At 67.9% G+C, this 12146-nt stretch carries 15 protein-coding genes; 10 read left to right on the top strand and 5 right to left on the bottom strand.

What is annotated here, in order from left to right; all coding sequences use genetic code 11:
* Positions 1-106 precede the first annotated feature (106 nt).
* Positions 107-991 carry a mechanosensitive ion channel family protein gene (locus tag AC3WL7_RS14665; protein ID WP_079222305.1) on the top strand — a complete coding sequence of 295 codons (885 nt, stop codon included), beginning with the start codon at positions 107-109 and terminating at the stop codon, positions 989-991.
* An 85-nt stretch (positions 992-1076) separates the two neighbouring features.
* On the opposite strand, the gene AC3WL7_RS14670 is transcribed toward AC3WL7_RS14665, so the two are convergent.
* The 4 genes from AC3WL7_RS14670 to tadA all read right to left on the bottom strand — a co-directional run bounded on the left by AC3WL7_RS14670 (position 1077) and on the right by tadA (position 4508).
* Positions 1077-2192, bottom strand: a complete 1116-nt coding sequence (locus AC3WL7_RS14670; RefSeq protein WP_492751138.1) for an alkene reductase — start codon at positions 2190-2192, stop codon at positions 1077-1079.
* A gap of 99 nt (positions 2193-2291) precedes the next feature.
* The gene (locus AC3WL7_RS14675; protein WP_492751140.1) at positions 2292-3164 is read right to left on the bottom strand and encodes an EcsC family protein; all 873 of its coding nucleotides are present in this window, start codon (positions 3162-3164) and stop codon (positions 2292-2294) included.
* A 168-nt stretch (positions 3165-3332) separates the two neighbouring features.
* Positions 3333-3905, bottom strand: coding sequence for an oligoribonuclease (gene orn / locus AC3WL7_RS14680; protein ID WP_079222308.1), 573 nt, complete (start codon positions 3903-3905; stop codon positions 3333-3335).
* A gap of 75 nt (positions 3906-3980) precedes the next feature.
* A complete protein-coding gene (gene tadA, locus AC3WL7_RS14685; RefSeq protein WP_492751142.1) occupies positions 3981-4508 on the bottom strand; it encodes a tRNA adenosine(34) deaminase TadA in 528 nt (175 codons plus the stop codon).
* A gap of 85 nt (positions 4509-4593) precedes the next feature.
* Between tadA and AC3WL7_RS14690 the strand changes: the two genes are divergently transcribed.
* Positions 4594-5031 (top strand): acetyltransferase, encoded by a 438-nt coding sequence (locus AC3WL7_RS14690; protein ID WP_079222310.1) that lies wholly within the window; start codon positions 4594-4596, stop codon positions 5029-5031.
* 62 nt (positions 5032-5093) lie between these two features.
* Positions 5094-5318, top strand: coding sequence for a hypothetical protein (locus tag AC3WL7_RS14695; RefSeq protein WP_492751144.1), 225 nt, complete (start codon positions 5094-5096; stop codon positions 5316-5318).
* Between the two features lie 40 nt (positions 5319-5358).
* Here AC3WL7_RS14695 and AC3WL7_RS14700 read toward each other — a convergent pair whose 3' ends face one another.
* Positions 5359-5865 carry a GNAT family N-acetyltransferase gene (locus AC3WL7_RS14700; RefSeq protein WP_108758524.1) on the bottom strand — a complete coding sequence of 169 codons (507 nt, stop codon included), beginning with the start codon at positions 5863-5865 and terminating at the stop codon, positions 5359-5361.
* 100 nt (positions 5866-5965) lie between these two features.
* Between AC3WL7_RS14700 and AC3WL7_RS14705 the strand changes: the two genes are divergently transcribed.
* From AC3WL7_RS14705 to AC3WL7_RS14735, 7 genes are all read left to right on the top strand, one after another.
* The gene (locus AC3WL7_RS14705) at positions 5966-6799 is read left to right on the top strand and encodes a hypothetical protein (protein WP_492751146.1); all 834 of its coding nucleotides are present in this window, start codon (positions 5966-5968) and stop codon (positions 6797-6799) included.
* A gap of 108 nt (positions 6800-6907) precedes the next feature.
* Positions 6908-8104 carry an MFS transporter gene (locus AC3WL7_RS14710; RefSeq protein ID WP_492751148.1) on the top strand — a complete coding sequence of 399 codons (1197 nt, stop codon included), beginning with the start codon at positions 6908-6910 and terminating at the stop codon, positions 8102-8104.
* Between the two features lie 143 nt (positions 8105-8247).
* Positions 8248-8496: a hypothetical protein gene (locus AC3WL7_RS14715; RefSeq protein ID WP_079222314.1), complete on the top strand. Its 249-nt coding sequence runs from the start codon at positions 8248-8250 to the stop codon at positions 8494-8496.
* 2 nt (positions 8497-8498) lie between these two features.
* Positions 8499-8681, top strand: coding sequence for a hypothetical protein (locus AC3WL7_RS14720; protein WP_492751150.1), 183 nt, complete (start codon positions 8499-8501; stop codon positions 8679-8681).
* A gap of 15 nt (positions 8682-8696) precedes the next feature.
* On the top strand, positions 8697-9440 hold the full coding sequence (locus AC3WL7_RS14725; protein WP_492751152.1) for an SOS response-associated peptidase: 744 nt from the start codon (positions 8697-8699) through the stop codon (positions 9438-9440).
* A 98-nt stretch (positions 9441-9538) separates the two neighbouring features.
* Positions 9539-9808, top strand: coding sequence for a hypothetical protein (locus tag AC3WL7_RS14730; RefSeq protein ID WP_079222317.1), 270 nt, complete (start codon positions 9539-9541; stop codon positions 9806-9808).
* 143 nt (positions 9809-9951) lie between these two features.
* A complete protein-coding gene (locus AC3WL7_RS14735) occupies positions 9952-12072 on the top strand; it encodes a methyl-accepting chemotaxis protein (protein ID WP_492751155.1) in 2121 nt (706 codons plus the stop codon).
* Positions 12073-12146: the final 74 nt, after the last annotated feature.

Raw genomic sequence — 12146 nt, forward strand, 5'->3', positions numbered from 1 at the left:
CATTGGCGTCCGCCCATACTGCAGCTGCATGCACGCCCCGCCTCTGCGGGGCGTGCCTGTTTCTGGCGTCCGCATACGCCATGACGACTGCTGCAAAGGAGCCCGCATGATTGCTGTCACCGCCCCCGCCACGACCTGGTTCCATTCGCTGGATTGGGAACGCCTGTTCGAAACCTACGGCGTGCCGCTGCTGGCCGCCATCGTGGTGCTACTGGTCGGCATGTGGCTGGCAAGAAGGGTGTCCAACACTCTGCCGCGTGCAACGGCAAGGGTCGGCATGGACCCGATGCTCGGCAATTTCATGCGCAACGTGGTGTATTCGGCCTCGCTGGTCATCGTGGTCGTGCTGGCCATCAATACGCTGGGCGTACCGATTTCCCCGCTGCTGGCCGTGCTCGGCACCGCCGGCCTGGCCGTCGGCCTGGCATTGAAGGATTCGCTGTCCAACATCGCCTCCGGGGTGATGCTGGTGACCCTGCGCCCGTTCCGCGTTGGCGATGTGGTGACCGTGGCCGGGCAGACCGGCACCGTGCGCGAAGTGCGCATCTTCCAGACCGTCATCACCGGCGCCGACAACCAGCACACCACCATCCCCAACACGCTGATCACCGCTGCGCCGATCATCAACCTCACCGCCGAGCCGACGCGCCGCGTCGAACTGGTGGTCGGCATCGGTTACGAGGACAACATCCAGCTGGCGCGTGAAACGGCCATCGCGCTGATGAAGGCCGACAGCCGCGTGCTGCCTTCGCCCGAGCCGGACGTCGTGGTGTACGAGCTGGGCGACCACGCCATCAAGCTGGGCATCCGCTGCTACGTGAAGTCGGCCGACCAGTTCGGCACCAAGGTCACCCTGCTGGAACAGATCAAGCTGGGCTATGACAAGGCTGGCATCAACCTGCCCTACCCGCAGCAGGACATGCACCTGTACCTGCATGGCAAGGATGGTGGCGTGGTCGAGGCCGAGGCGCTGGTGCGCGACAAACCCTGATCGGCAATGCCGGCCAGCGGCCGGCACTACCAGCAACCGTGCAGACCGGTAGTGCCGGCCGCTGGCCGGCAACCACACTTCGGTATCAGGCCTCGACGGCCTCTTCCAGCGCCGGGTAATCGGTATACCCCGCCTCGCCGCCGCCGAAGTACGTCGCGCGATCCGGCGGATTCAGCTCCGCCCCGTTGCGCAGGCGCTCCGGCAGGTCGGGGTTGGCGATGAACGGCCGGCCGAAACCGATCAGGTCCGCCCAGCCCTCGGCCAGCGCCTGCTCGGCACGTTCGGCGGTGTACTTGCCGGCGTAGATCAGCGTGCCCGGGTAGACCATGCGCAGGGCCTGCTTGAATGCCACCGGCATCACCGGCGCATCCTCCCAGTCGGCCTCGGCGATGTGCAGGTAGCCCACGCCCAGCCCGCCCAGCAGGTGCGCGGCGGCCAGGTAGGTCGCCTGCGGCGTGTCGTCCACCGCACCCTGCAGGGTCGTCAGCGGTGCCAGGCGCACGCCCACGCGCTGCGCACCGGCGACAGCGACCACGGCCTCCACCACTTCGCGCAGGAAGCGCAGGCGGTTCTGCAGCGCGCCGCCGTAGCCATCAGTGCGCTGGTTGGCTTGCGAATCGATGAACTGGTTGATCAGGTAGCCGTTGGCACCATGCAGCTCGACGCCGTCGAAGCCGGCGGCCAGCGCATTGCGGGTGGCCTGCGCGTAGTCGGCGATGATGCCCGGAATCTCGTCCTCAGCCAGCGCGCGCGGCATCGAGTGCTGGATCATCTCGCCCACGCCCGACCCGGGGCCGGCGCCGGTCGGGTCGACGAAGACCTTCACCCCTTCGGCCAGCAGTGCCGATGACGAAACCGGCGCCGCGCCGTCCGGCTGCAGGGCGACGTGGGAGACGCGGCCGACGTGCCACAGCTGGGCGAAGATGCGGCCACCGGCGGCGTGTACCGCATCGGTCACCTTCCGCCAGCCCTGCACCTGTGCCTCGCTGTGGATGCCCGGGGTCCAGGCATAGCCCTGGCCCTGCGGGCTGATCTGGGTGCCTTCACTGACAATCAGGCCGGCACCGGCGCGCTGGGCGTAGTACTGGGCCATCTGCGCGGTGGCGACATTGCCGGCGGCCGCGCGCGAGCGGGTCATCGGCGGCATCACGATGCGGTTCGGCAGGGCCAGCGTGCCCAGGGTGTGGGGAGTGAACAACATGGCGCATTCTCTTGCGGGGGACTGACCGCAAGGATGGGGACGGCCCGCGGCGCGCAACAGCCGCCCGCGGGCAAAACAGTTGTGCCGTGAAGGCAAGGGTTACAGCGTCGGCTCGATCCTGGCCGCGCCGTGGGCCACCCGGTCATAGCAGGTCCGCACCACCTCTTCGCCGTACTTCAGCTCCAGCCGGCGCACGATGAAGTGGCCGCGCGCCATGTCCTGGTAGTAGTCGGTGAACATCGTATTGAGGGTGGCGCCGGCCGCGGCGCCCACGATCGGCACCGCCTGCGCGGCGAACTTCTCGGTCACCACCACGCCGAAACGCGCAGCCACCTTCTCCACCAGCTTGGCCAGCAGCTTGCCGGCCTCCTTCGGTGCCACGCCCAGAGTCAGGTCGCGGCCGGTCACCACGCGCCCGGCCAGTTCGGCCGACAGGTGCCGCATCACGTCGGTGGTGAAACCGCGCGCCAGGTAGTAACCGGTCTCGCTGGCATCGTCGCGTGGCGAATTGCCGCCCAGTGCGAACACCTCCAGGCAGGCCTGGCGGGTGCTGAACTGCGACAGGTCGAAGCCCTCGCTGCGGGCCACGTCGGCCACCGCGCGCATCATGATGGTGGTCGACACCGGCAGCTCGATGAACAGCGCGGCGAAGCCGAAGGCACCGCCCACGGCACCCGATGTCGCCGCAGCCACCTTGTGCCAGCGGGTGGAGGCCGACTTGCCGGGCGTATTGCCCATGCTCCACAGCGCCGCCTGCGCGGATTTCGACAGCGCCGCCTCGACGGCGCCATGGATGCGCCCGGAGATCGCCTTGGGCAGCGCCTTCACCGCGAACTCCAGCGGCGTGCCGACCAGGTTGGCCATGCGTGCGGTGATCGTCGGCGCCTCCAGCAGGGTCACCGCCCGCTGCAGGTCGGCCCAGTCCCGGGCATCGTGGGCGATATCGCGCGGCAGCAGGATCGGCTCGTTCATGGGGCCGATAGTAGCGCCATGGAGTTGAACGGTTTGTCGCGGGCACGACAGAGGGGTCAGAGCCCTTTCCGCCGGAAAGGGATCCGACCCCGGCGCCTTGCTGGCCAGCGGCCGGCACTACCAGTTCGCGTGACCCCGGCAGCGCCGGGCCATGCCCGGCGTCGTTGTTCAGGCCGTCGGCAGGCCCGACAGCACGCCCATGAACTGGCGGTAATGGCGCAGTTCGGCGATCGAATCATGCACGTCGCTCAGCGCGGTGTGGTTGCTGTTCTTGGCCAGCCCGGCAGCCACGGTCGGCGCCCAGCGCTTGGCCAGCTCCTTCACCGTGGATACGTCCAGATTGCGGTAATGGAAGTACTTCTCCAGCCGCGGCATCTGGCGGTGCAGGAAACGGCGGTCCTGGCAGATCGAGTTGCCGCTCATCGGCGAAACACCCGACGGAATCCACTGCGCGAGGAAGTTCACGGTCTGCGCTTCGGCCTGGGCCAGGGTGGTGGTGCTGTCCAGCACGCGCTGCCACAGGCCCGAACGGCGATGCTGGTTGCGGTTCCACTCGTCCATCGCTTCCAGCGTTTCCAGCGGGTGGTGGATGGCGAATTCCGGGCCCTCGGCCAGCACGTTCAGCTGGGCATCGGTGACCACGGTGGCGATCTCGATGATCGAATCGTTGTCGGTATCCAACCCGGTCATTTCCAGGTCGATCCAGATCAGTCGTTCGTTGGCCGCGCCGTTCTCCACCATCGTGTCGCCTCGTTGCTGGGCAGGCATGGCGCCCGCCGGAAAAGGAAAGAGGCGGCCATCATACCCTTTCGCTGCTCAGCCCTCGCCGGCGTGGTCTTCCAGCAGCAGCGGCGGCTTGCCGCGCTTGGCGCGGAAGTAATTGGTCAAGCGCAGGCTGGCCTCCTTGGCCAGCACGCCACCGTGGATCTCCACCCGGTGGTTGTGGCGGGCATCGCCCAGCAGGTTGAACACGCTGCCGCAGGCACCGGTCTTCGGGTCGCTGGCACCGTAGACCAGCCGCGCCACGCGCGCGTGCACGATGGCCATCGCGCACATCGCACACGGTTCGAGGGTCACGTACAGGGTGCTGCCGATCAACCGGTGGTTGGCCAGCGCCCGCCCACCTTCGCGCATGGCCACGATCTCGGCGTGTGCACTGGGGTCATGGGAGGCGATGTTGAGGTTCCAGCCCTCGCCCAGAAGCGTGCCATCGGCCCCCACCAGCACCGCCCCCACCGGAATTTCGTCGAATTCGTGCTGCGCGCGCTCGGCCAGGGCCAGTGCGTGGCGCATCCATTGTTCATCGGCATCGTGCACAGGCACGCCCAGCGGGGTGTCGACCATGGTTCTCCTCCCGCTTGGGGGCTGTTCAATTGCGGGTGAGGCAGCAGCATACTACGCGTCCTTCACAAGCACCTTGGACAGTCACATGCCCACACTACGTCCCTCCCGCGCCGACGAAGGCGCTGCCCTGGTCGATCTCTGGCGCCGCTCGGTCGATGCCACCCACGATTTCCTCAGTGCCGATGACCGCCAGGCCATCGATGCCGAAGTGGCCGGATTCCTGCCGCAGGCGCCGCTGCTGGTCGCCGCCGATGCCCAGGATCGCCCGCTTGGCTTCATGCTCGTGGACGGCAGCCACATGGAAGCCTTGTTCATCGACCCTGCTGCGCGCGGTTCCGGCGTGGGCCGCCTGCTGCTGCAGCACGCGCTGGCCGAACACCCCCAGCTCACTACCGATGTCAACGCGCAGAACGCGCAGGCTGTCGGCTTCTACCGGCACCTGGGCTTCGTCGAAACCGGCCGCTCGCCGGTCGATGGCCACGGCCGGCCGTATCCGCTGATCCATCTGCGCTACGGCGGCTGAGCACGCCCACAATCCGTGCACTGGATGCTAGGTTTGCACTCCCTCGACACGGATGACGAACGATGCAACCAGCCGAAGTGATGTGGGGCCTGCTGATGGTGGTGATGGGCGCGGTCTGGCTGTTCGTGCCCTTCGCGATTTTTTCGTGCCGCTCGCTGCTGGCCCGGCTGCTGGCCGAACAACAGCGCACCAATGCGCTGTTGACCCATATCGGTGGCCGGCGCATTTCGCCGCCGGAACCCGAGCCGGTGCCATGGGTGCCGCTGCGCGACGACGAGATGCCCTGAACCATTGCGGCCCGGGGCATCGCGCCCTTGGGCTGGATACTCAGGCAGTCGCTTCGAATGCCGGGGAATAGCGCACCTCGCCCTGTGGCAACGGTGGCTGCAGGCACAGCGCCTGGAAGTACCCGGCAGGAACGCCCGGCAGCACCAGCGCCGGTTCGGCACGGAAACCAAAGCGGTGGTAATACGCTGGCTCACCCAGCAGCACGCAGCCCCGCGCATGCTGCCGGCGCAGTGCGTCGATGGCCGCGTCCATCAATGCAGACCCGATGCCCTGCCCCTGCCAGGCCGGCGCGACCGAGATGGGCCCCAGGCCGAACCAGCCAGCGCTGCCATCGGATATCGACACCGGCGATACGGCCACGTGGCCAAGCAGCCGACTCTCGTCCACCGCCACCAGCGACACCGTCAGTTCACCGCGCGCACGCAGTGCGTCAACGATGAACGCTTCGGTATGGCTGCTGTGCGCGGCATGGGCAAAGGCGGCGGCCGTCAGTGCATGGATGCTGGCGACGTCGGCCGGGGTTTCAGGGCGGATGAGGTAGTTCACGGTGCATCCCGTTCAGTGCGTCTGCCCGTCATTGTCGGGCAGCGGGCGTTGCGCGGCTACGATTGGGCGATAATCGATCTCCCACCTGCAGGAGGCGATGATGGACTGGGTCGAACGAGCACGCGCATTGGCGATCGAAGCCCATGCCGGGCAGCAGGACAAAGCAGGGCGCCCCTACATCGAACATGTGGCGCGCGTGGCGGGCGCCATCAAGGACGATCCGATCGCCCAGGCGACGGCCTGGCTGCATGATGTGGTGGAAGACTGCGCCGAGCACGCATCCCGCGTCGGCGACTTCCCTGCCCCGATCCAGCGGACGGTGCAGCTGATGAGCCGCAACAGTGCACCCGATGCCGACACGTACTACGCACGCATCGCCGCCGACCCGGTGGCGTTGAAGGTGAAACTGGCGGATATCGCCGACAACGCCGACGAGGCGCGCCTGACCGCGCTGGATGCGGCGACCGCCGAGCGGCTGCGCAGCAAGTACCGGCACGCGCTGGCCGCCCTCGGCGCCCGGCGCACGCCGTTGCACCCGCCGCGCTACAGCCCTGGCGCCGAGCGCGACGAGGCCGCGCCACGCCAACGCCTGGTGCAGCTGATGGAGGCCGGTGAGCGCCTGGACACGCTGGTGTGTGGCCTTGACCGCATCGCGTCCGGCTTCACGGAAGAAACTGAACAAGCCGCTGCGCTGCTGCTGTTCATGCACAGCCAACAGGTGCTGCAATCGCTGGCGGAGGTGCGCGGCATCGTTTCGCAGGAACTGGAAGCCCAGATGGAACTGGATGCGTACGACACTTGGACCGACAAGGGCACGCCGGACTGGACGCCGCCTTACGGCGAGAGCGCCGAGCGCATCCTGCAGCGTTTCCTGGACACCTGTGGGCCGCTGCCCCGCTGGCAACCGGTAACACCGGGCACGCCCCTGGGCTGAAACACGGCAGCAATCCACCCATCGAACACTGATTTACCCCCGCGCAGCTGTTGGTGTTGCGGTGCAGCAGTACAATGGGCGGCTTCCTCCGCCCTGCCCGCCCCCCGCATGAGCCCCAATTCTCCCCTGGCCGCGCGGCTGACGCCGCGTCAGCGTACCTGGATCATCCTCGCCCTGTCGCTGGGTGGCTTTGCCATCGGCACCAGCGAATTCGCCAGCATGGGCCTGATGCTGGAAATCAGCCGCGGCCTGTCGATCAGCGAAACCCAGGTCGGCCACCTGATCAGCGCTTACGCCATCGGCGTGGTGGTCGGTGCGCCGATCCTCGCGTTCATCGGTGCCTCGTTCCCGCGCCGCAAACTGCTGCTGGCCCTGATGGGCTTCTACGCGGTGGGCAACCTGGCCAGCGCCCTGGCCCCCAACTACAGCACCATGCTGATCGCGCGCTTCGTCGCCGGCCTGCCGCATGGCGCCTACTTCGGCGTGGCGATGCTGGTGGCCGCAGCCATCAGCCCGGCCGGCCAGCGTGGCCAGGCGATGTCGCGGGTGCTGCTGGGCCTGTCCATCGCGATCCTGATCGGCAACCCGCTGACCACCTGGCTGGGCCAGCAGTTGAGCTGGCGCACCGCCTTCGCCCTGGTCAGCGTGCTGGCCATCGCCACCGTGGTGATGATCGCCCGCTTCCTGCTGCCCGACCCGGACGAGGTGCGTACCTCGCCGATGCGTGAGCTGCGCGCGTTCAACACCACCCAGGTCTGGCTGGCGCTGGCCATCGGCGCGGTCGGCTTTGCGGGCATGTTCTGCGTGTTCACCTATCTCGCACCGACCCTGGTGCAGGTGACCGGCGTGGCCGAGTCGTGGATGCCGCTGGCGGTGGGTGTGTTCGGCATCGGCGCGATCATCGGCAACATCGCCGGCGGCTGGCTGGTGGACAAGTTCCACTTCAAGGCCGCGGCCGTGGTGCTGGTGTGGTCCATCGTGATGCTGCTGCTGTACCCGCTGGCCGCACAATCGGTGTGGACCATCGGCCCGATGATCATCACCGTGGGCACCATGGGCGCGCTGGCAGCCGTGCTGCAGACCCGCCTGATGGATGTGGCCGGCGAGGCGCAGACGCTGGCCGCCGCCTCCAACCACGCCGCCTTCAATACCGCCAATGCACTCGGCCCGTGGCTGGGCGGCATGGCCATCAGCGCCGGCTTCAGCCCGGCCACCACCGGCTATGTCGGTGCTGCCACCGCCATCGGTGGCCTGCTGCTGTGGGGCGTGTCGATGCTGGTGGAACGCCGCCGCAAGGCGGCCTGAGCCCCCGGACCGCAGCCCTTGCCGCTGGCAGGGGCTGCGCCTGCCGAGGGCTGCGTTGACTTCGCCGCCGCATCGGGCTGACGGTGCCGTCACAGGGGAAAGTGTGACGATGAATGCACCTTCTTCCTGGCAGCCCCTTTCCCATGTCGGACACCGGTCACTTCGCCATTCGCGCCTTCGAGGCCGTCTTCAACATGGCCGGTGGCGTCGAACGCATCACCGCGCTGACGGTGACCTGCAAGCACTGCGATGCCACGACATCGTCCACCGAAGGCAACCTGCTGCATCTTCCCGGTGGCACCCTGTTCCGCTGCGATGACTGCGGCTGCCACCAGGCGGTAAGCAACGCGCGCGTGGCCGACTGGCAGCTGCCGCGGGTACTGGGTGTATGAACATGGACACGACCCTGACGGCCGGGCAACTGCAGATCCTGCGCGCGATCGCCGATGCGCAACCGGTGAAGGGCGACGACGCCACCTGGGCGGTCACCGCCGGGCTTGCGGTGCAGGCCGAAGACGGTGACATCGACCTGACCCCGCGCGGCCGCGAGATACTGCAGGCGCACGCGTCGCACTGACGCGGCGGGGCGGGCATGCGGCGCTTCGTGCAGGCCTTCGTCGACGCGGAAAGCTTTCCCGCGGATCTGCCCGGCGAAGTATCTGCCGCGTTGGCCGGTGCAGATGCGCGCTACAACATCGGCAAGGACGGCCACGCATGGGTCTGGGCCGTCGGGGCATCCGATGCAGCCGCGGGCACTGTTGTTGCGGACATGCAGTGGGGCCTGGTGCCGCGCTGGTCGAAGCAGCCTTCCACCCCCTACACCACGGTCACCGCGCGGCTGGAGCGCGCGCCACGCAGCCGCATCTTCGCCGATGCCTGGAACAAGCGCCGCTGCATCGTGCCGATGACCGGCTATTTCAAATGGGACCGGCAGCGACGGCCGCCCTGGCCGATGTTCGTCCAGCGCCAGGATGGCGTAGCGCTGCTGGCGGCGGGGCTGTGGGAGCACTGGCAGGATGACGCGGGCCAGCAGCGCGATACGTTTTCGATCCTGACCGATGGCAACCCAGCCATCCCCGCCCCGTTGTCGCCCGATGGCCCGGTGTTCCTCGAGCCCGCCGCGGCTGCGGCCTGGCTCGGCGGCACCCTGGCCACACCGGCACAACTGCGGCGGCGTGCCCATACCGCTGCACTGGAAGCCACGTACGTCGGCCTCGGTATCCGCGACCCGCGTCGCGATGACTACACGCTGCTCGAACCCGTCGACCCGGACGGGCTGCAGGCCGATGACGCGCCGGCCGACTGGGATGGGGATGCGCTGGACGACGACGCGTGAGCGGTGGGGGGAGCTGTCTGGCTGCAAAGGCATCCCGCCCCTTCGCTGAACCGCAAAAAACACATGGCGTGGATGTGGCTTCCTGCACAGTGCAGCCCATGCATCACCGCCCTGCCCCCGCCCGCCATGATGCCGTTGCCCTGCAGGCCGGAATGCTGGGCAGCGTGCTGGGCGTGGGCCTGTTCAAGGCACTGGCGCTGTCCGGCGTGGTGTCCGGCTCGTTGATGGGCATGGGGCTGTGGCTGCTGGCATGCGTGCTGCTCGGCGCTTGGGCGCTGGCCGCTGGATTGGCCTGCCTGGCCCTCAGCCGGCGGGTATTCGTGCTGATGCTCGCCCTGTCGGCCGTGTTCGTGCTCTGCATCGCCTGACCTGCAGGCACCTCCGAAAAAATCTGTCTGCGGCGCTAAAGCTTCAGCCTGCGCCGCCGCTACCGTTGTACTGCTTGCCGGGACTCTCTCCTGTGCAGACACGCCCGGCAGTCGGGCCTACAACGACTACCGGATTTCACAAAATGAACACGCTGCGCCGCTTCAAGGTTGGCACCCGCCTCACTGCGGGGTTTTCCATCCTGCTCCTCCTGATCGCCACCATTCTTGCGATCGCCCTGCACAGCAATTACCAGCAGCGGCAACAGTTCGACAACGCCGTGAACGTCCGCGTCACCCGCATGGGCGAGCTGTACGACATGCTCATCATCAACAAGGAACTGCTGCTCCTGCGCCGAGACATGCTGATCAAGCGCGGCCAGGGTCTGGGCGAAGACATCGCCAGGGCGCATGCGATGTCGGAGCGCTACGACCAGATCTGGACCCACTTTACCGAGCGCCCGGCCACCAGCCCACTGGCCGAAACGATGCGCGCCAAGGTTGCCCAGAAGCAGCAGGCCACGGTTGCACTCAACCGCGACCTCGATGCGGCGATGCTGGCCGGCGATTTCGATGCGGCCAGCACGCAGCTGCTGACCCGTGCCGGCCCCGCTGCCGCCGATTGGAACGCCGCGCTGGCCGAGTTCGCCGAACTGCAGCAGACCCTGGTCGACGAGGCCGCCAAGGAGATGCAGGCACTGGCCGCACGCACGACCGCGCTGCTCAGCCTGTTCGGCATGCTCAGCCTGGGCCTGGGCATCATCGCCGCATGGCTGATCTCGCGCAGCCTGACCCGCCCACTGGCGCAGGTGCAGGCGTCGATCAATGCGGTCACCCGCGGCGACCTCAGCATCCGCCACCAGGACGACAACCCCGACGAAGTGGGCCAGATGCTGCGCGCCACCGACGGCATGGTCGGCCTGCTGCAGCGCTTCTCGCAGCAGACCCAGCTGATGATCGGCAAGCATGCCGCCGAGGACATCAGCCACCGCATGCCGGTGGATTTCCCCGGCGTCTACGGCGAACTGGCGCAGGGCATGAACACCATGGTGTTCGAGCACCTGGACGCGATCGTCGACGCCATCGAGGTACTGAACCAGTATGCCCAGGGCGACCTCAGCCGCGACGCACGGCGCCTGCCGGGCAGCCGCGCGATGCTGCACGAGTCGATGGATGCCGCCAAGGCCAGCCTGCACGCCATCAACCAGGACATCCAGCGCCTGGCATCGGCCGCCGCAGCCGGTGACTTCAGCGCGCGTGGTGATGCCACCGCCTATCGCCACGATTTCCGCCGCATGATCGAAGATCTCAACCGCCTGATGGCCACGGCTGACGGCAGCCTTGGTGCGCTATCCAAGGTGCTGGGTGCGATGGCCGAGGGCGACCTGACCCGCCGCATCGACGGCGACTTCCAGGGCGTGTTTGCCACCATGCAGCGCGACACCAACCGCACGGCGGAAAACCTCGCCGGCATCATCCGCCGCATCCAGCAGGCCTCCGGTTCGATCGCCAGCGCGTCCGATGAGATTGCCGCAGGCAACGCCGACCTGTCGCGGCGTACCGAAAGCCAGGCCGCCAACCTGGAAGAAACCGCTGCGTCGATGGAAGAGCTGACCTCCACCGTCCGCCAGAACGCCGAGCATGCACAGCAGGCCGATGCAGCCTCGCGCAGTGCCGGCGAGGCCCTGCAGCAGACCGCGCACGCGGTGCAGGACGTGGTGCGCGTGATGGGCCAGATCAACGCCTCTTCGCTGCGCATCGGCGAAATGGTCAGCCTGATCGACGGCATCGCGTTCCAGACCAACATCCTGGCCCTCAATGCAGCGGTCGAGGCGGCCCGCGCGGGCGAACAGGGCCGCGGCTTCGCTGTGGTCGCCAGCGAAGTGCGCACCCTGGCCCAGCGCGCGGCGGCATCGGCCAAGGACATCAAGGCACTGATCGATGAATCCACCGGCAGCGTGGAAGCGGGCATCACCATCGCCCGCCAGACCGAGGCCGCCATCGGGCAGCTGACCGCTGCCGCGGGCCAGACCGGGCACCTGGTGCAGCAGATCGCCCAGGCCAGCGTCGAGCAGGCCGCTGGCATCGAACAGGTCAACCAGACCATCGCGCAGATGGACGAGGCCACCCAGCAGAATGCCGCGCTGGTCGAGGAAGCCAGTGCAGCCGCGCGCGCAATGGCCGGGCAGGCAGCGGAACTGGACCAGGCCGCCGCCGTGTTCCGCGTCTCGGGCCACGCAGCCACCGCACTCCAGCGCGCGGCCTGATCGGCAGGGACCGATGCGGGCACTCACACTGCCCGCATCGGCCCCGCACTACCATCGCGGCGCAGGCCTGAAGC

The organism is Stenotrophomonas sp. FW305-3-2-15-E-LB1, from assembly GCF_058787375.1.